This window comes from Streptomyces shenzhenensis, assembly GCF_021462265.1.
Lineage (GTDB): Bacteria > Actinomycetota > Actinomycetes > Streptomycetales > Streptomycetaceae > Streptomyces > Streptomyces shenzhenensis.
Map to the genome: position 1 here is coordinate 199,572 of NZ_JAJONF010000010.1, position 20,426 is coordinate 219,997.

Annotated in this window: 21 protein-coding genes and 1 pseudogene; 15 read left to right on the plus strand and 7 right to left on the minus strand. The window is 71.8% G+C overall.

Annotated elements, in window-relative coordinates; all coding sequences use genetic code 11:
- Positions 1-42: 42 nt before the first annotated feature.
- Complete coding sequence (locus LQ326_RS16325) at positions 43-1,440, minus strand: sensor histidine kinase (protein WP_234537245.1); 1,398 nt, start codon at positions 1,438-1,440, stop codon at positions 43-45.
- 9 nt (positions 1,441-1,449) lie between these two features.
- The gene (locus LQ326_RS16330) at positions 1,450-2,142 is read right to left on the minus strand and encodes a response regulator transcription factor (protein WP_234537247.1); all 693 of its coding nucleotides are present in this window, start codon (positions 2,140-2,142) and stop codon (positions 1,450-1,452) included.
- 316 nt (positions 2,143-2,458) lie between these two features.
- Between LQ326_RS16330 and LQ326_RS16335 the strand changes: the two genes are divergently transcribed.
- From LQ326_RS16335 to LQ326_RS16365, 8 genes are all read left to right on the plus strand, one after another.
- Positions 2,459-3,235, plus strand: a complete 777-nt coding sequence (locus LQ326_RS16335) for an amino acid ABC transporter ATP-binding protein (protein WP_234537248.1) — start codon at positions 2,459-2,461, stop codon at positions 3,233-3,235.
- A 150-nt stretch (positions 3,236-3,385) separates the two neighbouring features.
- The gene (locus LQ326_RS16340) at positions 3,386-4,222 is read left to right on the plus strand and encodes a glutamate ABC transporter substrate-binding protein (RefSeq protein WP_234537250.1); all 837 of its coding nucleotides are present in this window, start codon (positions 3,386-3,388) and stop codon (positions 4,220-4,222) included.
- 109 nt (positions 4,223-4,331) lie between these two features.
- Positions 4,332-4,997 carry an amino acid ABC transporter permease gene (locus tag LQ326_RS16345; RefSeq protein ID WP_181807070.1) on the plus strand — a complete coding sequence of 222 codons (666 nt, stop codon included), beginning with the start codon at positions 4,332-4,334 and terminating at the stop codon, positions 4,995-4,997.
- The gene (locus tag LQ326_RS16350; protein WP_234537254.1) at positions 4,994-5,896 is read left to right on the plus strand and encodes an amino acid ABC transporter permease; all 903 of its coding nucleotides are present in this window, start codon (positions 4,994-4,996) and stop codon (positions 5,894-5,896) included. The genes LQ326_RS16345 and LQ326_RS16350 overlap by 4 nt, the downstream gene beginning before the upstream one ends.
- Positions 5,897-6,131: 235 nt before the next feature.
- Positions 6,132-7,769 carry an FAD-dependent monooxygenase gene (locus LQ326_RS16355; protein ID WP_234537257.1) on the plus strand — a complete coding sequence of 546 codons (1,638 nt, stop codon included), beginning with the start codon at positions 6,132-6,134 and terminating at the stop codon, positions 7,767-7,769.
- Positions 7,770-7,892: 123 nt separating this feature from the next.
- On the plus strand, positions 7,893-7,940 hold the full coding sequence (locus tag LQ326_RS48675) for a hypothetical protein (RefSeq protein ID WP_372496870.1): 48 nt from the start codon (positions 7,893-7,895) through the stop codon (positions 7,938-7,940).
- A gap of 73 nt (positions 7,941-8,013) precedes the next feature.
- Positions 8,014-8,562, plus strand: a complete 549-nt coding sequence (locus LQ326_RS16360) for a cupin domain-containing protein (protein ID WP_234537259.1) — start codon at positions 8,014-8,016, stop codon at positions 8,560-8,562.
- Positions 8,553-8,996: a rhodanese-like domain-containing protein gene (locus tag LQ326_RS16365; RefSeq protein WP_372496871.1), complete on the plus strand. Its 444-nt coding sequence runs from the start codon at positions 8,553-8,555 to the stop codon at positions 8,994-8,996. The genes LQ326_RS16360 and LQ326_RS16365 overlap by 10 nt, the downstream gene beginning before the upstream one ends.
- 351 nt (positions 8,997-9,347) lie before the next feature.
- On the opposite strand, the pseudogene LQ326_RS16370 reads toward LQ326_RS16365, so the two are convergent.
- The 3 genes and pseudogenes from LQ326_RS16370 to recA all read right to left on the minus strand — a co-directional run.
- A pseudogene (locus LQ326_RS16370) lies at positions 9,348-9,543 on the minus strand (hypothetical protein); the annotation flags it as partial.
- A gap of 104 nt (positions 9,544-9,647) precedes the next feature.
- Positions 9,648-10,457, minus strand: coding sequence for a recombination regulator RecX (gene recX / locus LQ326_RS16375; RefSeq protein WP_234537262.1), 810 nt, complete (start codon positions 10,455-10,457; stop codon positions 9,648-9,650).
- 4 nt (positions 10,458-10,461) lie between these two features.
- On the minus strand, positions 10,462-11,595 hold the full coding sequence (gene recA / locus LQ326_RS16380) for a recombinase RecA (RefSeq protein ID WP_234537265.1): 1,134 nt from the start codon (positions 11,593-11,595) through the stop codon (positions 10,462-10,464).
- A 529-nt stretch (positions 11,596-12,124) separates the two neighbouring features.
- Here recA and LQ326_RS16385 point away from each other — a divergent pair.
- The 4 genes from LQ326_RS16385 (at position 12,125) to LQ326_RS16400 (ending at position 15,539) form a co-directional block, all read left to right on the plus strand.
- On the plus strand, positions 12,125-12,400 hold the full coding sequence (locus LQ326_RS16385) for a polyprenyl synthetase (RefSeq protein ID WP_234537267.1): 276 nt from the start codon (positions 12,125-12,127) through the stop codon (positions 12,398-12,400).
- On the plus strand, positions 12,393-13,445 hold the full coding sequence (locus tag LQ326_RS16390) for a polyprenyl synthetase family protein (protein WP_234537269.1): 1,053 nt from the start codon (positions 12,393-12,395) through the stop codon (positions 13,443-13,445). The genes LQ326_RS16385 and LQ326_RS16390 overlap by 8 nt, the downstream gene beginning before the upstream one ends.
- Before the next feature lie 58 nt (positions 13,446-13,503).
- Positions 13,504-14,664: an oxygenase MpaB family protein gene (locus LQ326_RS16395; protein WP_234537271.1), complete on the plus strand. Its 1,161-nt coding sequence runs from the start codon at positions 13,504-13,506 to the stop codon at positions 14,662-14,664.
- A gap of 80 nt (positions 14,665-14,744) precedes the next feature.
- Entirely contained in the window at positions 14,745-15,539 is a 795-nt protein-coding gene (locus tag LQ326_RS16400; RefSeq protein ID WP_234537273.1) for a hypothetical protein, read from the plus strand.
- A gap of 9 nt (positions 15,540-15,548) precedes the next feature.
- Here LQ326_RS16400 and LQ326_RS16405 read toward each other — a convergent pair whose 3' ends face one another.
- Positions 15,549-16,802: an AI-2E family transporter gene (locus LQ326_RS16405; protein ID WP_234537275.1), complete on the minus strand. Its 1,254-nt coding sequence runs from the start codon at positions 16,800-16,802 to the stop codon at positions 15,549-15,551.
- Positions 16,803-16,862: 60 nt separating this feature from the next.
- On the minus strand, positions 16,863-17,057 hold the full coding sequence (locus tag LQ326_RS16410) for a DUF3046 domain-containing protein (RefSeq protein WP_234537278.1): 195 nt from the start codon (positions 17,055-17,057) through the stop codon (positions 16,863-16,865).
- A gap of 641 nt (positions 17,058-17,698) precedes the next feature.
- Here LQ326_RS16410 and LQ326_RS16415 point away from each other — a divergent pair.
- The 3 genes from LQ326_RS16415 (at position 17,699) to LQ326_RS16425 (ending at position 20,260) form a co-directional block, all read left to right on the plus strand.
- Positions 17,699-18,157 (plus strand): Hsp20/alpha crystallin family protein, encoded by a 459-nt coding sequence (locus tag LQ326_RS16415; RefSeq protein WP_234537280.1) that lies wholly within the window; start codon positions 17,699-17,701, stop codon positions 18,155-18,157.
- 191 nt (positions 18,158-18,348) lie between these two features.
- Positions 18,349-18,783, plus strand: coding sequence for an archease (locus LQ326_RS16420; RefSeq protein WP_234537284.1), 435 nt, complete (start codon positions 18,349-18,351; stop codon positions 18,781-18,783).
- A gap of 67 nt (positions 18,784-18,850) precedes the next feature.
- A complete protein-coding gene (locus LQ326_RS16425) occupies positions 18,851-20,260 on the plus strand; it encodes an RtcB family protein (protein WP_308401936.1) in 1,410 nt (469 codons plus the stop codon).
- Positions 20,261-20,426 lie beyond the last annotated feature (166 nt).

Here is a 20,426-nt window from a genome sequence, read left to right on the forward strand (position 1 = left end):
GCACCGGTCCGCACCCGGTCCACCACCGCGCCGCCCCGTCTCTCACCCGCCTCGCGGCACGGACACGGTCACCCGCAACCCCCGCGGCTCATGGTGCTCGCACGAGAGCGAACCCCCACCCGCCGCCAGCAACGCCCGCGTGATCGACAAGCCCAGCCCCGACCCCTTCACGTTCTGATGCCGCCCGCTCCGCCAGAACCGGTCCCCCACGCGCGCGAGCTCCTCATCGGTCAACCCCGGTCCCGTGTCGGTCACCACGACCGTCGACACGTCCCGCTCGGCGGTCACGGTCACCTCCACCACGCCTCCCTCCGGCGTGAACTTCACCGCGTTGTCGATCACCGCGTCCAGCGCGCTGGACAGCGTGACCGGGTCGGCCCACCCCGTCGTCGGCGTGCAGTGCCCGGTCAGCCGGACTTTCTTCGCCGCGGCGGCCGGTGCCCACGCAGCGATCCGCTCCTCGGCCAGCCGCCCGATGTCGGTCAGTGTCAGGTCCGCCTCGGCGTGCTCGGCCAGCGCCAGGTCGAGCAGGTCGTCCAGCACCTGAGCGAGCCGCTTGCCCTCGGTGCGGACCGAGGCGATCTCCTCGTTGTCCTCGGGGAGTTCGAGGGCGAGCAGTTCGATGCGCAGCAGCAGCGCGGAGAGGGGGTTGCGCAACTGGTGGGAGGCGTCGGCGACGAAGGCCCGCTGCTGCTCCAGCACGTCCTCGACGTTGTCCGCCATCTCGTTGAACGCCAGGGCCAGCCGTCTGAGTTCCGGCGGGCCGCCGGCCGCCGCTACCCGGGACTTGAGCCGGCCGCTGGCGATCGCGTGCGTGGTGGCGTCGAGCACCCGTACCGGTCGCAGCACCCAGCCGGTCAGCCGCAGCGCCGCGCCGACGGCGAGCAGCATCGCCGCGCCCTCGCCGGCGCCGATGACCAGCCAGTCGCGCAGGGTGCGGGAGCGCATCGGGCCGGTGGGCGAGTCGGTGACCACCACGGCGACGACGTCACCGTCCCGGATCACCGGCGAGGCCACCACCAGCCGGCTGTGCTGCCAGGGCCACACCTGCGCGGGGTCGTGGCTGCGGCGGCTGAGCAGGGCCTCGTCGAAGGCTTCCCGGACCTCACCGGTGGTCGGCAGTAGCCAGTCGTCGGGCGCGTTGGCCATGGCGGAGGCGTTGCGGTGGAAGACGCCCGCGCGGATGCCGTAGACGCCGTAGTAGCTGATCAGTTCGCGGCGGAGGGTCTCCAGCCGGTCGTCCGTGCTCATGGGGCGCGCGGTGGTGGGCGTGTCGGTCACGAACTGGGCGAGGGCCGCGAACCGCGCGGTGTCGTCGATGCGGTCGACGACGACCTTCTGCTGCTGCGCGGCGGCCGTGCTGACGGCGAGCGGTACGCCCAGCGCGAGCAGCACGGCCGCCATCAGGACGATGAGCAGCGGCAGGAGACGTGTGCGCACCCGTCCCCGCTACGCGGCCGGGGCGACGAGCCGGTAACCCACGCCACGTACGGTCTCGATGAGCGCGGGCATGCGCAGTTTGGCGCGCAGGGAGGCGACATGCACCTCCAGGGTGCGGCCGGTCCCCTCCCAGCTGGTGCGCCAGACCTCGCTGATGATCTGCTCCCGGCGGAAGACCACGCCGGGCCGCTGGGCGAGCAGCGCCAACAGGTCGAACTCCTTGCGGGTCAGCTGGACGACCGTGCCGTCCACGCTGACCTGACGGGTGGGCAGTTCGATGCGGACGGCGCCGAGCCGCAGCGCGCTGTCGCCGTCGGCGCCGGCCGCGCCGTCCTCGTGATGGGTGCGCCGGCTCACCGCGTGGATCCGGGCGAGCAGTTCCCCGGTGTCGTACGGCTTCACCACGTAGTCGTCGGCGCCGAGGTTGAGGCCGTGGATGCGGGAGCGGACGTCGGAGCGGGCCGTCACCATGATCACCGGGGTGCTGGTGCGTTTGCGGATCTTGCCGCAGACCTCGTAGCCGTCCTGGTCGGGCAGGCCGAGGTCGAGGAGGACGACGTCGTAGCCGTCGCTCTCGGGGACGAGGGCCCGCAGGGCCTCCTCGCCGCTGCGGGCGTGGGTGACGGAGAACCCGTGCCGGGCCAGGACCGCGGAGAGCGCGGCGGCAACGTGGTTGTCGTCCTCGACGAGCAGCACTCTCATTCCGGCCCCCTCCGGTTCAGCGGTCGTACGGTGGTGGTTCGTCGTCGGCTTGCCTGCGGAGAATCCGCGCATCGTGGAAAACGCGAACACGCGCGCGTGCACAGGGCAGTCACGCTGATGGACGCCGACGGCGTCAAGTGGGTTCCGGTGGCGGACGGGTTCCGTTACGCGGCCGATACGCGGACCGCCAGCACTGCCACAACATGTGCCCGGTTGCTATCGGATCGTGATGCTCAGATCTCCCTCAGATGTGCTGACGCCGCTCATCAGCGAAAACTACATTCTGCGCAACCGAGGAGGACGGAGTCCGAAAGCGATGACCGAAGTATCGGTGGTCAAGGAAGACGTGGCCGCGACCGGCGACCTGGTCGTCCTGAAGAACGTCAACAAGCATTTCGGAGCGTTGCACGTACTCCAGGACATCGACCTGACGATCGCCCGCGGTGAGGTCGTCGTGGTGATCGGGCCCTCCGGATCCGGCAAGTCCACTCTGTGCCGCACCATCAACCGCCTGGAGACCATCGACGGCGGAACGATCACCATCGACGGCAGGCCGCTGCCCCAGGAGGGCAAGGAGCTGGCCCGGCTGCGCGCCGACGTCGGCATGGTCTTCCAGTCCTTCAACCTCTTCGCGCACAAGACGGTGCTGGAGAACGTGATGCTCGGCCAGCTCAAGGTCCGCAAGGCGGACCGCAAGCAGGCCCAGGAGAAGGCCCGCGCCCTGCTCGACCGGGTCGGGGTGGGCACCCAGGCCGACAAGTACCCCGCGCAGCTCTCCGGCGGCCAGCAGCAGCGCGTCGCCATCGCGCGGGCGCTGGCGATGGATCCGAAGGTCATGCTCTTCGACGAGCCGACCTCGGCTCTCGACCCCGAGATGATCAACGAGGTCCTGGAGGTCATGCAGCAGCTGGCCAGGGACGGCATGACGATGATCGTCGTCACTCATGAGATGGGCTTCGCCCGCTCGGCCGCGAACCGCGTGGTCTTCATGGCCGACGGCCGGATCGTCGAACAGGCGACACCCGACCAGTTCTTCAGCAACCCGGCCAGCGACCGGGCCAAGGACTTCCTGTCGAAGATCCTGCACCACTGAGGCGCGGCAGCGCCCGCTTCCCTTTCACAGACGTCTCCACGGACGTCTGCACGGACGTCTCCACGGACGTCTCCACAGCTGTCTTCAGAGCCGGCCTCAGAGCTGTCTTCGCCGTCTTCGCCGTCTTCACCAAAACGAGGGATGTTCATCATGCAGTTCCGCAAGGTCACCGCAGCCTCTGCCGCCGTGCTCGCGCTCGCCCTGTCCGCCACGGCGTGCGGCAGCGGTGACAAGGACGACAACGGCTCCTCGGGCGGCGGCAAGGTCAAGATCGGCATCAAGTACGACCAGCCCGGTCTCGGCCTCCAGGAGCCCGACGGCTCCTTCTCGGGCTTCGACGTGGACGTCGCCACCTATGTCGCCGGCCAGCTCGGTTACAAGCCGAGCCAGATCGAGTTCGTGCAGACCAAGAGCGCCGACCGGGAGAACGCCCTCGCGCGCGGTGACGTCAAGTTCATCGCGGCCACCTACTCGATCACCGACGAGCGCAAGGCGAAGGTGGACTTCGCCGGCCCGTACCTGCTGGCCCATCAGGACCTGCTGGTCAAGAAGGACTCGACCATCTCCAAGGGCACGGACCTCAACGGCAGGAAGCTGTGTTCCGTGACCGGTTCGACCTCGGCGCAGAACGTCCAGAAGACGCTCGCCCCGAAGGCCAACCTCAAGGAGGTCGGCACCTACTCGGAGTGCATCGCCGGCCTGCAGAGCGGCGCGGTCGACGCCGTGACCACGGACGACTCGATCCTCGCGGGCTTCGCGGCACAGGACAAGTACAAGGGCCAGTTCAAGCTCGCCGGCCTGAAGCTGAGCAACGAGAACTACGGCATCGGCGTCAAGAAGGGCGACGCCGCGACCATGGACAAGATCAACAAGGCGCTGGAGAAGATGGTCGGCGACGGCTCCTGGCAGAAGGCCGTCGACAAGAACTTCGGCCCGGCCGGCTACAAGAACGAGCCCGCTCCGAAGATCGGCGTGATCGTCAAGTAAGGCACGGTTCTCAAGGGGACCCTCTCGGGCGCGCCGCCCGCCACCGCTTCCCCGGCGGCGGCGTGTCATGCCCTCCACGTACGCCACACACCCGGAAGCGCGGGAAATCGTGTTCGACTTTCTTCAAGGCTACGACGTCCTAGGGGCGTTCTGGACGACGGTGAAACTGACCGTCTTCTCCGCCGTCGGCTCGCTGGTCTGGGGCACCCTGCTGGCCGCCATGCGGGTCAGCCCGGTCCCGTTGATGCGCGGGTTCGGCACCGCCTACGTCAACATCGTCCGGAACATCCCCCTGACCGTCATCGTCATCTTCACCTCGCTCGGCCTGGCCGACATCTTCGGCGTGACGCTCGGCGCCTCCGACTTCAAGGTCCAGGGCTTCCGTCTCGCGGTGCTCGGCCTGACCGCCTACACCGCGGCCTTCGTCTGCGAGGCCCTCCGCTCCGGCATCAACACCGTGCCCGTCGGGCAGGCCGAGGCGGCCCGCGCGATCGGGCTGAACTTCTCCCAGACCCTGCGGCTGATCGTGCTGCCGCAGGCCTTCCGCGCGGTGATCGGACCGTTGGCCAACGTCCTGATCGCCCTGACCAAGAACACCACCGTGGCGGCCGCGATCAGCGTCGCCGAGGCCGCGGCCCTGATGAAGACGATGATCGAGAACGAGGCCCAGACAGTGGCCGTCGGCGCGGTCTTCGCCTTCGGCTTCGTGGTCCTGACCCTCCCGACCGGCCTGTTCCTCGGCTGGCTCGCCAAGCGCCTGGCGGTGAAGCGATGAGCTCCGTCCTGTACGACACCCCGGGGCCCCGCGCCAAGCGGCGCAACCTGCTGCTCTCCGTCGTCTTCGTGCTGCTCCTCGCCCTGCTGGCCTGGTGGGTCTGGCAGAAGCTGGACGACAAGGGCCAGTTGAAATGGGCCCTGTGGCAGCCGTTCACCACCTCCGAGGCGTGGACCACGTATCTGCTGCCGGGCCTCGGCAACACCCTCAAGGCGGCCGCGCTCGCCATGGTGATCGCGCTCCCGCTGGGCGCGCTCTTCGGCATGGCCCGGATGTCCGACCACACCTGGGTGCGGATCCCGGCGGGCTGGGTGGTCGAGTTCTTCCGCTCGATCCCGGTGCTGCTGCTGATGCTGTTCGCCCAGGAGTTCTACGTCCGTTCCACCGACGTCGGCAGCGACGAACGCCCGCTGTACGCGGTCGTCACCGGTCTGGTGCTCTACAACGCCTCGGTGCTGGCCGAGGTGGTACGGGCCGGCGTCCTGGCCCTGCCGAAGGGGCAGACGGAGGCGGCGTACGCGATCGGGCTGCGCAAGGGGCAGACGATGACCGGCATCCTGCTGCCGCAGGCGGTCACCGTGATGCTGCCGGCCATCGTCAGCCAGCTCGTGGTGATCGTGAAGGACACCGCGCTGGGCGGGGTGATGCTGCAGTTCACGGAGCTGCTCACGGCACGCGGCACCCTGGCCGCCAACTACGCCAACGTCATCCCCAGTTTCGTCGTCGTCGCGGTCATCTTCATCGTGCTGAACCTCGCGCTCACCACGTTCGCCTCCTGGCTGGAGCGCCGGCTGCGGCGCAGCAAGCGGAGCACGGGCGCGGTCCTCGGCGCCGAGGACGTCCAGGACCTGAACACGGCCGAGGTGGCCGGCGCCTTCGGCTCGGGGACGTCCGCCTGACCCGGAGTCAACCCGCGCACGGGTAGCGGGGCGGCGGCCGGACGGTCGCCGCCTCCGCCGCTTTCCACCGGCCCGACGGGCTCCGCGCGCCCGCCATGCTGACGTGTCCCCAGGTGCGCCGCTTGACCGGGTGGCGCCCAGTCTGTTGCATACGTTCTGTGATCGTGCACCCTGCTCCACCCACCTGTTCATCCATCTCCGTCGGGACTCGCGTACGGGCAGGGGGCGCCGCGCCGTGGACCCGGTGATCATCGTCGGAGCGGGGCCCGTCGGGCTCACGCTCGCCCTGGCGCTGGCCCGCCAGGAGGTGCCGTCCGTCGTCCTGGACGAGAGCCCGGGCAACGACGAGCCGCGCCCGGCGCGCACGGTGGTGCTGCGCGAGGACACCACCGCCCTGGTGGCGCGGCTGAGCGGCGCGGCACTGGACGATCTGGGCCTGCGCTGGACCGGCTGGCGGTCGGTACGGCGCCGGCAGGTGATGCGCGAGGTCGTCTTCGACGACGCCGGCGAGCCCTCCCCGCTGCACATCGCGCAGCACGTGCTGGCCAACGCCCTGCGCGCCGCGATCGCCGGGGAACCGCTGGTCAACGTCGTCACCGACAGCCGCCTGGACACCGTCGAGCAGGATCGTTCCGGGGTCACCGCGCACACCCGTGGCCCCAAGGGCACCTGGTGGCGCGGCAGCCACCTGGTGGGCTGCGACGGCACCCGCTCGACCGTGCGCAAGCTCCTGGACATCCGCTTCCCGGGCCGTACGGCGGTGGAACGGCACGCGGTCGCCGCGCTGCGCGTGGAACTTCCGTGGCCCGGCCAGGCGTTGCTCCATCGGACACCGCCGTGGCGGACGTCCGGGCCCTCGGCCGGGGAAGTGACCGCCCGCCCCCTCCCGGACGGCGTGTGGCGCCTGGACTGGCTGCTGCCGCCCGGCAAGGACCTGGTCACGCCCGAGCTGCTCGTGACCCGGATCCGCGAGACCCTCGCCGGCTGGACGGACGGCACCACACCACCGTACGACCTGCTCGACACCGGAGTGCACACCGTGCACCACCGGCTCGCCCGCCGGTGGCGGGTGGGCCGGGTGTTCGTCGCCGGGGACGCCGCGCACCTGCTCGGCGCGCTCGGGACGCACGGGCTCGACGAGGGGCTGCGGGATGTCGACAACCTCGCCTGGAAGCTGGCCCCGGCCTGGCATAACGGCCCTCACGAGGCGCTGCTGGACAGCTACCAGACCGAGCGGCGCGGAGCGGTCGCCGCCCGGCTGCGCGCCGCCGACCAGGTGCTGCCGGTGCTGCGCGGCGGTGGCGGGCTGCGCGGGTTCGTCCCCGGCGCGTCCCGAGGGCAGGACGCGCTCCTCGCGGACGGTCACCTGGGGCACGGCCCGCTCGGTGAGCCGGCGGCGTACGCCGCCTCGCCCCTGGCGCCCCGGCATCTGGAGCACGAGGTCCCGGTCGGCACCCCGTTCGGCTCGCCGGTCACCGATGTCCGGGTCACCGCGGAGGACGGCACCTTCGTGCGGCTGCGCTCGCGGCTCGGCCGGGGCGCGCTGCTCGTCGTCCTCATCGCCCCCGGTACCGGAGTGTGGGACCGCAAGCACTGGGTCTCCGCCGGGCTCATGCCCCGGCTCGCGGCGGCCGTGACCGCACTGCCGCACCCGGCCGAGCTGCTGGTCGCCGAGGCCTACCCGGGCGCCCCGGCGCACACCGTGCTGCTCGTGCGCCCCGACGGCCACCTGGTGACCGCCCTCAACGGGGTCCGCCCGGCCGATCTCTACGCGGCGGCCGAGGCGACCCTGGGCGGCAAGGGCCAGGAGAGCACGGAGCCCGTCGAGGACGCGGAGAACACCGCGCGGGCGGAGCAGAGGACGGGGGCGTAGGCCGATTCTCCCGCCCGGTGACCGGGCGGTTCACATGCTGATGGTGAGTTGACCGGCCCGCACCGGCATGGTGTACTCCGCATCGTGAACGACACCACTGTGCGCCTGTGGCGGAAGGTCCATGTGGACCTCGTCCGCTATGCGGGCTGCGTGTGTCTTCCGTCCTGCTGACTTCGCATTCCTCTTTCTTTCTCAGGGCGCCGTCTGCGCCCCGTTCCGCGAACGCTCCTCAGGATCGGTGCACGTGTCTGCCTCCCTCTCCGCCTCCTCCGCCTCCTCCTCCGCCCCCGCGCCAGGCGCCGCGCCCACCCAGGCGGACCTTCTCGACTTCGTCCGGCGTACGGCCGCCGACGCCGAGCTGATCGCCTCACTCCCGCTCGACTCCGGGGGCCGCACCTGGGTACGGCTCGACGGCCCCGCCGGCAGCGAGGCCTGGCTGATCGGCTGGCCCCCCGGCACCGGCACCGGCTGGCACGACCACGCCGAGTCGTTCGGCGCCTTCACCGCCGCCGCCGGTGAGCTGAAGGAGAACTCGCTGGCCACCCGGCTGCCCACCGACGGCTGGCAGACCCTGGAACTCTCCGAGGGCGTCGACCGCGAGCGCCGGCTGCCCGCGGGGAAGGGCAGGTCCTTCGGCCGCGATCACGTCCACGAGGTGCTCAACGAGTCCACCGAGCACCACGCGGTCTCCGTCCACGCCTACTACCCGCCGCTGCCCCGGATCCGCCGCTACAGCCGCACCGGGCAGGTGCTGCGCCTGGAGCAGGTCGAGCGCCCGGAGGACTGGCAGTGAGCGGCGCGGAACCGGTGGAGCCGCGCCCGGTCGGCATCGACGAGCTGCTGGAGCGGGTGCGCGCGGGCTACCGGCGCATCGAGGCGCAGGAGGCGTACGACGCGGCGCGCACCGGCGAGGCCCTGCTCGTCGACATCCGGTACGCGGCGCTGCGCGAACGGGACGGGGTGATACCCGGTGCCCTCGTCGTGGAGCGCAACGAACTGGAGTGGCGCCTGGACCCCCAGGGCAGCCACAAGACCCCGGAGGCCACCGGCCACGACATCCAGGTCGTCGTGGTCTGCAACGAGGGCTACGCCTCCAGCCTGGCCGCCGCCTCCCTCCACCAGCTGGGCCTGCACCGGGCGACGGACCTGGTCGGCGGCTTCCAGGCCTGGAAGGCGGCGGGCCTGCCGGTCACATCTCAGCCGCCCCAGTCACCCCCGTCGTCCTAGGCGCGCGCCCAGTCGCAAGCGGTCCGGCCCAGGCCTTCGGGCGTTCGAGACCCCGGCGCCCCCGCAGGGACGCGGCCGAGAGCCTGGGCCCTCGGGGATCGGGCCCCCGACGGTGGCGGCTGGAGGCTGGAGGCTGACTCTTTCACCGTCGACGCCGTCACCACCCGTACCGCGGCGCCACTCGTCCCGGAAGGGCCGGCGGGCGACAGCGCGGCCGCCCAGCAATGGACCGAGCAGGCTACGGAGACGGTAAGGACCACGACGTCGAGGAAGGTGACCGGAGCCGAGGCGGGTCCGGTGCGCAGGGTGGTGAGCCGCACGGGGAGACGGTGGTCCGCGAGACGGTGGTCCGTGGACGTGCTGGTCGCCGGAGACCACGACCGGGGGTCGCCGCGTAGCGCTCGGTGCGGATCCTGCCGCGCAGGCCGGTGTCGAGGAGGGTGCCGCAGGCGGAGATCGGGGCGGCCGCGCAGAGCAGGGCAAGGAGGGCACCGAGGAAAACGCCCTTGCGAGCGCGGACGGTCTTGCGGGCGTAGCGCAGCAGCATCATGGCGTACACCGTCGTCGGCACTGAAGGGCCCGGAGCACTGCGGTGGTCCGGTGCCCTGACGGGGGAGGGTCAACCCGACTTCCTTGGGGACTGTCGCCCCGTCAGAAGTCCCCGGCCTCCAGGAACTCGGTGTCCTCGCCCTCCTCCTCCAGGGCTCGCCGGACGACCCGGAGGGCCATGCCCTCGGGGTACCCCTTGCGGGCGAGCATGCCGGCGAGGCGGCGGATCCGCTTGTCGCGGTCGAGGCCCCGGGTGGAGCGGAGCTTGCGGGCGACGAGTTCGCGGGCCGTCTCCTCCTCCTGCTCGGCGTCGAGCCGGCCGACGGCCTCGTCGACGAGCGCCGATTCGACCCCCTTGGTGCGCAGTTCCTGGGCGAGTGCGCGCCTGGCGAGCCCCCGGCCGTGGTGCCGGGACTCCACCCAGGCGTCCGCGTAGGCGCTGTCGTTGATCAGCCCGACCTCCTCGAACCGTGACAGCACCTCCTCGGCCACGTCGTCCGGGATCTCCCGCTTGCGCAGGGCGTCCGCGAGCTGTTTCCGGGTGCGCGGGGTCCCGGTGAGCAGGCGCAGGCAGATCGCCCGCGCCCGCTCAACCGGGTCCGCTGAAGGTTCCTCCTGCTCGGCCCTCGACGAGGAAGCGGAACCTCCGTCCTCACCGGACGGCTCCCCGAAGCCACGCCGACGGCGCGTCCCGGGCTTGCGCGAGCCACGGCCGGGTGACCCGTGCCCGCGGGGCCCGCCCGGACCGCCGTGCGTGCCGGCGCCGTACGCGCCGTCGCTCCCGTAGTCGCCGCCCGTGCCATAGGCCTCGTCACCGCCCCCGGCGGAGCCCGAGTCGCCCCCGGTGCCCCTCCCCCGTGGGGCACCGGGGGACGTGTACTCGTGGTCGGCCCAGTCGGTTCGTCGTGTCACGGCGTCAGCTCTTGGCGGTGGCGGCCTTGGGCTTGGTGGCCTTGGCGGCGGCCGGTGCGGGCACCGTCTTCGCCGCGTCGTCCGAGGCCACGGTGGTGGTGACCGCCGCGGCCGCGCCCGGCTCGGCGGCGGGCTCCGCCGGGCGGACACCGACGCCCAGCTTCTCCTTGATCTTCTTCTCGATCTCGTTGGCCAGGTCGGGGTTGTCCTTGAGGAAGTTGCGCGCGTTCTCCTTGCCCTGGCCGAGCTGGTCGCCCTCGTACGTGTACCAGGCGCCGGCCTTGCGGACGAAGCCGTGCTCCACGCCCATGTCGATCAGACCACCCTCGCGGCTGATGCCGTGGCCGTAGAGGATGTCGAACTCGGCCTGCTTGAAGGGCGGGGCGACCTTGTTCTTCACGACCTTGACCCGGGTGCGGTTGCCGACCGCCTCGGTGCCGTCCTTCAGGGTCTCGATGCGGCGGATGTCGATACGCACCGAGGCGTAGAACTTCAGCGCGCGGCCACCGGTCGTGGTCTCCGGGGAGCCGAACATCACGCCGATCTTCTCGCGGAGCTGGTTAATGAAGATCGCGGTGGTCTTGGACTGGTTGAGCGCGCTGGTGATCTTCCGCAGCGCCTGGCTCATCAGGCGGGCCTGGAGACCGACGTGGCTGTCGCCCATCTCGCCCTCGATCTCCGCGCGCGGGACGAGCGCCGCGACGGAGTCGATGACGATGAGGTCGAGGGCCCCGGAGCGGACCAGCATGTCCACGATCTCCAGGGCCTGTTCGCCGTTGTCGGGCTGGGAGAGGATCAGGTTGTCGATGTCGACGCCGAGCTTCTTCGCGTACTCGGGGTCGAGGGCGTGCTCCGCGTCCACGAAGGCGACCTGGCCTCCGGCCTTCTGTGCGTTGGCCACGGCGTGCAGGGTCAGGGTCGTCTTACCGGAGGACTCCGGGCCGTAGATCTCCACGACGCGGCCGCGCGGCAGGCCACCGACACCGAGGGCGACGTCGAGCGCGGTCGAGCCGGTCGGGATGACCTCGATGGGCTCATTGGCCCGGTCTCCCATGCGCATCACCGCGCCCTTGCCGAATTGCCGTTCAATCTGTGCGAGCGCGGCGTCGAGCGCCTTCTCGCGGTCGGTTCCTGCCATGGGTTCCACCCGGTTTGCTTGAGTCGATCGCTTCACGTCAAAGACGCTAACGCCTGCCACTGACAATGCGCCCCGACGCCGGTTCGGCCTGTGGACAACTCGGGGACTTATCCGCCGAAAACGTGTCGAACTGCCACTGAAATCCCCACCCGGAGCCTCCCCGGAGCTCCCATAAGAATGGATGTTCGATTTTCGTGTCAAGCGCACCACCCGGTACTCCCGCCACTTCCCCGCAGGGTGCTCACCCACCGCTCACCCACTGAGCGCGGGGACGGAGCGCGAGGCGGGGACGGGGCGCGAGGCGGGGACGGCCGGCGCCGGGAGGCGGGCGTACGCGGCCCGCGGGCGGGAGCGCGCGGCGCGCCGGGGGGCGGCAGCCGGAGGCGGGACCGCGGCACGGAACCCCGCACCACCCCGCAAGGCGTTCACCCGATCGTGAGTTTCCGCATGCCCCGCCCGCGCTGCCGCGATGCTCGAAGAGGCGGCCGGGGAGCGGCGCCGCCCTGTGGTGCTGCGGGTGGGAGAGCGCATGACACATGAGACGGGACGACGCGGTCTGGACGAGCAGGCCGTGCTGCTGGCGGCGGGGCTGGCCGACCTGGCGGTGAGCACGGTGGGCACCGCCTTCGGGACGTTACGGGGGCTGCTGCGCCGCTCGGACGCCGGTGCGCTGGCGGCGGAGGCGGAGCACGACCTCACCGCGCGGGGACGCCTGGTGCTGGACCGGTACGCGGCCGTGCCCCCGGCCCATCTGGAGATCCTCGCCCGGCACGCCCTCGCCCGACGGACCACCGCCGATGACTGACCGGTGGGATCCGACCGCCTTCAAGAACCGCGTCGACGAGGTGCTGCGCCGGTTCGTCGCCGAGGAGGCCGACCTGTTCGCCGCGGTCGACCCGCTCCTGAGCCCGGTGGCCGAGCAACTGGAGGCGGCGGCCGCGGACGGCAAACGGCTGCGGGCGGCTTTCTGCTACTGGGGCTGGCGCGCGGCGGGCCAGCCGGACAGCGCCGCGCTGGTGCGGGCGGCGGCCTCCATGGAGCTCGTGCACGCCGCCGCCGTCGTACACGACGACCTGATCGACGACAGCCCGCTGCGGCACGGGCGCCCCACCCCGCATCTCGCCCTGCGCACCGCCGTACGAGACCGTCCGCGCGCCGAGGCCACCGCGCGGTCGCTGGCGATGCTGGTGGGCGATCTGCTGATGTCGCTGGCCGGACAGCTGTTCGCGACCTGCGGGCTGCCCGCCGCCTACCTCGCCCGCGCCCGGCCCCTGTGGTCGGTGCTGGCCCGGGAGCTGATCGCGGGCGAGTGCCTGGAGATCCTGCGCACCGGAGCCGGTCCGGACACCTCGGCCTCGCTGAAGGTGATCCGCTACAAGACCGCGAAGTACACGGTCGAGCAGCCCCTGCTGATCGGCGGCGCCCTGGCCGGGGCCGGCGAGCGGCTGCGCGAGGGGTACTCCGCGTACGGACTGCCGCTGGGCGAGGCCTTCCAGCTCCGCGACGACCTGCTCGGCCTGTTCGGGGCACCGGAGCACACCGGCAAGGCCAACGCCGACGACGTACGCGGCCACCGGCCCACCGCCCTGCTCGCGGAGACCTGGCGGCTCGCCCGTGCCGACGACCGGGAGCGGCTGGGCGCGTTGCTCGGCAGCCCGGATCTGGACGCGGACGGCCTGGACGCGGTCCGCGAGGTGATGTGCCGGCTCGGAGCACCCGACCGGATCGAGCACATGATCGGCGCGCGGGTCGCGGAAGCACTCGACGCTCTCCACGAACTGGACGTGCCGGCTCCCGCCGCCGGCGCCCTGACCTCGCTGGCCCACTCGGCCGCGGTCCGCCTGTCCTGACTGTCCTGCCCCCCCACGGGTGGCCCGGAGGGCACCCGCGACGACAAGGAGTTCTGCCGTGACCTGCACCGAGGCCTCGATGGACACCCTGCGGCACGCCGGTGACGAACTCGCCGACGCCACGGTCGCCGCGCTCTTCGAACGCGGGGAGGTGGGCACGTTCAACACCCTCATGCGGTACGTCTCCACCGCCGGCGCCCCGCTGCCGGACGGGCTGCCCGACGTCGCGCGGGAGTACCTGGAGGCCACCCGGATGCCGCCGTCCTGGGTGGACTGGGGCGAGATGGAGAAGGCCCGGCTGTTCTTCATCGACAACAACGTGCACATCTCGACCGCGCTGTCCTTCGCCGCCATGCCCGCCTGTTACGTCGTCCCGCGCGTGGCGCAGCTGCTGTCGGCCACCCACGGGCTGCGGTACCCGTCCAAGCGCATGGCGGAGACCGGTCAGTTCACGGTGTACCTCATGCAGCCCGGCGCCTTCGAGGCAGGCAGCCGCTTCATCCCGGCCGCCCAGAAGGTGCGCCTGCTGCACGCCTCCATCCGGCATCACCTCAGGCGTGAGAACCGCTGGGACACCGAGGCGCTGGGCACGCCGATCTGCCAGGAGGACATGATCGGCGGGCAGATGTTCTTCTCTCTGCTGGTCCTCGACAGCCTGCACCGGCTGGGCGTCCACCTGTCCACGGAGGGCGCGCAGGCGTACTACTACGCGTGGCGGGTGGTGGGCGCCATGCTCGGCGTGGACCAGGAGGCCGTCCCGAAGACCCTCGAAGAGGCGCGCGCCTTCCTCGATCTGTACATGGTCCGGTACATGGGCCCATCCGAGGAGGGCGTGGTCCTGACCCGGCAGCTCATCGACCTCTACGAGGAGGTCGTCCCCGGCACCTTCTTCGACCCGGTCGTCTCGGCGCTGATCCGCCATCTGGTCGGCGACACCTGCGCCGACTGGCTGGCGGTGCCGCGCACCCCGTGGGACACCGTCGTCAAGGCCGTACCGCATCTCCTCGGCGTCCTGGAGACCATCGAGGACCGCTCCCCGCTGGGCGCGTGGGCCCTGGACCGCCTCGGCCACCTCACCACCGTCCTCGAACTGTCCTCGCTCACGCGGGGCCGCGTCATGCACTACGCCATCCCCGAACACCTCAAGAAGGACTACGGAGTACAAGGCACCGTGCCCCGCACCCGGCGGTGGATCCCGCCGGCCGCCACGGTCTCCTGATCCCCCTACTCCGCGAGGCGTACCGCGGGTGTCTTCGGCCGGACGACGACCGCGCGGACGGCCCCCGGGAGGCTGAGCGCATGTCCTCCTCCCTGAAGAGTCCGCCCCGGAAGCCACCGGCGAACCCGCCGGACGAGGTGCGCCCCGCCGAGCGTCTGTGTCACACGACCGGTGCGCTCCTCGTCCTGTCCGGCCTGGCGCATCTGGTGGTGTTCGCGGTCGACGGCGGCCCCTGGTACGGCCCGGTCTCCTGGCGCAAGCCCGTCACGTTCGGGCTCTCCTTCGGGCTGACGCTGATCGCGGTCACCTGGGTCACCTCGTATCTGAGGATCGGGGAGCGGCTGCGGACCGTCCTGCTCCTCGTGTTCGCCGCCGACTGTGTGGTGGAGGTCGGCGGGATCACGCTGCAGGCGTGGCGGCGGGTGCCCTCGCACCTCGACATGGGGACGCCGTTCGACACGGCGGTGTCCATGGTGCTCGCGGTGGGCGGCGGGGTCCTGGTGGCGCTGCTCACCGTCTTCGCGGTGGCGTCCTTCCGGCGGCGGCCGTCAGGCCCCGCGGGCATGGCGCTCGCGGTGCGCTCCGGGTTCGCGATCCTGCTGGTGGCGCTGGCCGCGGGAGCGGCGATGATCGCGCGCGGGGTGGTGCTCGTCCGGAGCGGGCACCAGGCGGCGGCGTACGGGTCGACGGCCCCGCTCAAGCCGCTGCACGGCGTCAGCCTGCACGCGGTGCTGGTCCTGCCGGCTCTGGCCTGGCTGCTGTCCCGCACCACGTGGAGCGAGGAGACCCGGTGGCGGGTCGTGGCCGCGGCGGTGGGCTGCTACGCGGCGGCGGTGGCCGCGGCCGGGGTGTGGGCGGTGCTCACCTACCGTTAGCGGCGGCCGTCAGGACGGGCTGTCCCCGGATTCCCCGGGGGGCCGCTGCCATATCAGCCGCCGCACGCGCGTGAGCAGCCCGGGACCGCCCCTGCCGCGCCGGCGGTGGCCGTGCACCCGCGGGTCGTCCGTGACGTCGTAACGCTTCACATAGGCGCTCAGGAACGCCTGGAGCGTGGCGACCGCCGGGATGGCGACCAGTGCGCCGACCGCGCCGAGGAGCGCGGTGCCCGCGATGACCGAGCCGAAGGCGACCGCCGGGTGGATGTCGACCGACTTGGAGGTCAGCTTGGGCTGGAGCACGTAGTTCTCGAACTGCTGGTAGACCACGACGAACACCAGCACCCACACCGCGTACAGGGGGTTGACGGTGAACGCGATCAGCATCGGCAGCGCACCCGCGAGATAGGTGCCGATGGTGGGGATGAACTGCGAGACCAGCCCCACCCAGACGCCCAGCACGGGCGCGTACGGCACGCCCAGGGCCTCCAGCAGGATGTAGTGGGCGATGCCGGAGATCAGCGCCATCACACCGCGCGAGTACAGATAGCCGCCGGTCTTGTCGACCGCGATCTCCCAGGCGCGCAGCACCTCGGCCTGGCGGGCGGGCGGCAGCACGGAGCACAGGGTGCGGCGCAGCCGGGGGCCGTCGGCGGCGAAGTAGAAGGCGAACAGGGTGATCGTCAGCAGTTGGAACAGACCGCCGAGCACCTGCCCGGAGACGTCGAGCACGCCGGCCGCGCTGTTCTGCGCGTACTTGCGCAGCCAGTCGGAGTGCAGCAGGCCCTCCTGGACGTCGACCCGTCTCAGGTGGCTGTGGAAGGTCTCGTTGACCCAGTTGATGACCGAGTCCAGGTAGTCCGGGAAGTCTTCGACGATCTTGTTGATCTGTCCGGCGAGCATCGAGCCGAGCAGGGTGACGAAGCCCGCGACGGCGATCGCCAGGCCGAGGAAGACCAGGAAGGTCGCGAAGCCGCGGCGCATGCCGCGGGAGGCCATCCGGCTCACCGGGGGCTCGATGGCCAGCGCCAGGAAGAACGCGATGAGGATGTTGATCAACAGGCCGGTGAGCTGGTGGAACGCCCAGCTGCCCAGTTGGAAGGCGGCGACGAGGGCGAGCGCCAGCACCATGGCGCGCGGCAGCCAGCGTGGCATGCGGGCGCCCGGTACCGCGACGCCGGCGGCCGGCGCCCCGGCGCGCGGCGTCGTGTCGACCGGGGATGCGTCCTGGGCGGTCCGCCCGTCCTCGTCAGTGGCTGCCACGGGGCAATTCTCGCGCACGCCACTGACAACGCGTGGGCCGTATCCGATCTTCGCGCACGGTCAGCGCTTCTCTCCCGGAACGTTCATGACCGTGCAGACCACACGCCACACGTCCTTCGCGTCCCAGCCGGCGTCCAGCGCCTCGTGCACCGTCAGTCCGCCGAGCTCCGTCATCACATGATCGCGCGCGAAGGTGTCGGCGTACCCGGCACCGAAGTGTTCCGCCATCCGCTGCCAGAAGACCGTCAACCGCATGAATTCCGCTCCATACCCGCCATGACCTGCACGCTTACCGCCCTTCACGCCCCCGCACGACGTCAGGGGGTTCAGGGAGTCCGCCTCCCCGCCCACCCAAGCATCCATGGCGGCGCGACCTCGCATGCCGGCGGCGGGCATGCGGTGCGTCCATGTACGCAGGGTAAAGCCAGGGCCGGGGAACCCGAGCCGGCGGGCGAGGGAGGCGACCGGCTCACCGGCTCCCGGTGCGCGTGCGTACGCCGCGTACGCCGCGGAGCCGTCCCTCGCGTCCGGACTCCGGCCGGGCGAGGCCGCGCCAGGGTGTCGCTCCCGCCGCCGCCTGCCCGTCGTCCTGCCCGTGTGTGCGGGTGTCCGTCGTCCTGCCGGTGTGTGCGGGCGAGTGGCTGCCGCGGTTACGGGCGCACGCCGGGCAGCGACGAGGCGAGACCGTACCCCCGAGCCCGAGGCTCCTGGCGGGTGGCGCTGCCCGGCCCGCCCTGCCCCCGGCGCCGCCGCACTGGCCTTCGGCCGCCGATGCGCGCCTTCCCGCCGCGTCCGTGCCGCGCCGGTGCGAGTCGCAGACCGGGCCGCCGCCGCTCATGATGGAGAGCAAGAGGGTCACACGGCTTTTCGAGTCCACATCCGCGGAGGTGAGCCTCATGACTCTGCCCGCACGACACCGGCACGGCAGCATGCTGGAGCGGGCCTACCCGCCGATAGCCGCCGAGTTCGACGAGTTCTTCGAGCGCATGAACCGGTTCCTGGAGTCCGCCGCACCGTCCTGGGCCGAGCCCATGGCCTGGGCGCCGTTGGCCGACCTGAGCGAGACCGACGAAGCGTACAAGATCGAGTGCGAACTGCCCGGCGTCAAACGCGAGGACGTCAACGTCGAGGTCAGCGGACGGGAACTGCACATCACCGGGGAGCTGAAGGAAAGCGAACGGGAAGGCGTACTGCGTCGCGCCACGCGCCGCACCGGGCGCTTCGAGTACCGGGCGCTGCTGCCCACCGAGGTGAAGGCCGAGGAGGTGCACGCCACCCTTGCCGACGGCATTCTCACCGTCGCCGTTCCCAAGGCCCAGGCGGCCAAGCCCCGTCACATCGAGATCGAGGGCTGAACCACCGCTCCCGCAGGGAGGCGACCGAGGGGTCCGCACGGCCGACGCTCGAACCGCACCCGCGCGACCGCGTGAGGCGGCCGGTCGAACGGCGGCCGCACGCCCCCTGCACCACGCGACAGGAACGCGCCAGCCATGATCCTGCGTGCCGGGACGCGCGTCGGCCCGACCGGCCGGGTCTCCGGACGGCCATGACCACCGGGCCCGGGCATTCGCTGCGCGGTCACCGGAGGGTGCCGCACACCGGTGATCTGCGGGTCGAGGCCTGGGCACCGACACGTGAGGAGTGCATCGCCGAGGCGGTGCGGGGCATGGTCGGCAGCTTCGCCGAACTGCCCGCCGGCGCCTCCCACGGGACGCGGGAGTGTGTGGTGGCGGCCGAGGACGACAGCCGGCTCCTGGTCGCCGTGCTCGAGGAAGTCGTCTACCGCATGGACGCGGCGGACGAACTCCCGGTGGACGTCACGGTGACGCCGGAACCGGACGGCGTGCGGGTGCGGTTCACGATGGCCGACAGCTCGGCGGCCACGCAGACCGGGGCCGTGCCCAAGGCCGTCGCACTGCACGGCCTGCGGCTGGCCCGGGACGCGCACGGGTGGGCGTGCCGAGTCACGCTCGATGTGTGACGCCCGTCCCGGCTCCGGTGCCGGGACGCCTCTCCGAGGAGGCCGAACCGACATGGACATCCGGCTCATGGCAGACGGACCCTGGCGGTTCCGCATCGAACAGACCGGCGCCATGCGCGTACCCGGCGTGGTCCTCGCCCCACGGGAGCTGCTGCCGAACGAGCCGGGTGACCAGGCCCTCGCCCAGGTGGCCAATGTGGCCACGCTTCCGGCCATCGTCCGCGCCTCGTACGCCATGCCCGACATCCACTGGGGCTACGGCTTCCCCATCGGCGGTGTGGCCGCCACCGAAGTCGCGGGCGGCGGCGTCATCTCGCCGGGCGGGGTGGGCTTCGACATCTCCTGCGGGGTGCGCCTGCTCACCGCGCACGTCGACCGCACCGTCCTGCGGCACCGGCTGCCCGCGCTGATGGACCGGCTGGACGGCCTGATCCCACGCGGGCTCGGGCGCGGCGGACTCTGGGACCTGACGGGCCGGGCACAGCTGCGCGAGATCCTGCGCGGCGGCGCCCGGTACGCGGTCGAACAGGGCCACGGGGTGCCGCGCGACCTGGAGCGGTGCGAGGACGGCGGAGCCGTCGGTGACGCCGACCCCGCCCAGGTCGCCGAACGCGCGCTGGACCGTGGCGCCGGGCAGGTCGGCAGCCTGGGCTCGGCCAACCACTTCCTGGAGATCCAGGCGGTCGACACCGTGTACGACGAGACCTGCGCACGGGCGTTCGGCCTGCGGCCCGGCCTGGTGTGCGTCATGATCCACTGTGGCTCACGCGGACTGGGCCACCAGATCTGCTCCGACCACGTGCGGGTCATGGACGCCGCGATGCGGCACTACGGCATCGACGTACCCGACGCGCAACTCGCCTGCGCGCCCGTCGACTCGCCCGAAGGCCGCGCCTACCTGGGCGCGATGGCAGCGGCCGCGAACTACGCCCGCGCCAACCGCCAGCTGCTCGCCGACGCGGCCCGCCAGGTGTTCCTGCAGCTGACCGGCTCGGGGCTCGATCTGCTCTACGACGTCTCGCACAACCTGGCCAAGCTGGAGACCCACCCCCATGACGGCGCCCGGGCGCTGCTGTGTGTCCACCGCAAGGGCGCCACCCGGGCGCTGCCGCCGGGCCACGCCGACCTGCCGGACGCCCTGCGCCGCTTCGGCCAGCCGGTGTTCGTGCCCGGCACGATGGGCACCGCCTCGTATGTCATGACCGGCAGCACCGGCAACCGGGCGTTCGACTCCTGCTGCCACGGCGCGGGCCGCGTCTGGAGCCGGCACCGCGCCCACCGTGAGACGTCCGCCCGGCAGTTGCGCCTCGAACTGGCCGGTGCGGGGGTCTGGGTGCGGCCCGCCTCCTGGCGCAGCGTGATCGAGGAAGCGCCCGAGGCGTACAAGGACGTCGACGCCGTCGTCCGGGCCAGCGAACACAACAACCTGGGGCGCCTGGTAGCGCGCCTGGTGCCGCTGGGCGTCCTCAAGGGCTAGCGAGGGGGCCGACCTCGGCAACGCTGCCCGCCCGTCCCGGCGCAGCCTGAGGTCCACGACAGCCCGTCCCTCTTCCCAGCCTCCGGCACGCCTGTCGGATTCATCCGCGTATTTGGCATTACGGTGGCGGTCACCGCAGGGAGGCAGGGGCGGTTCCGGCCCGTGC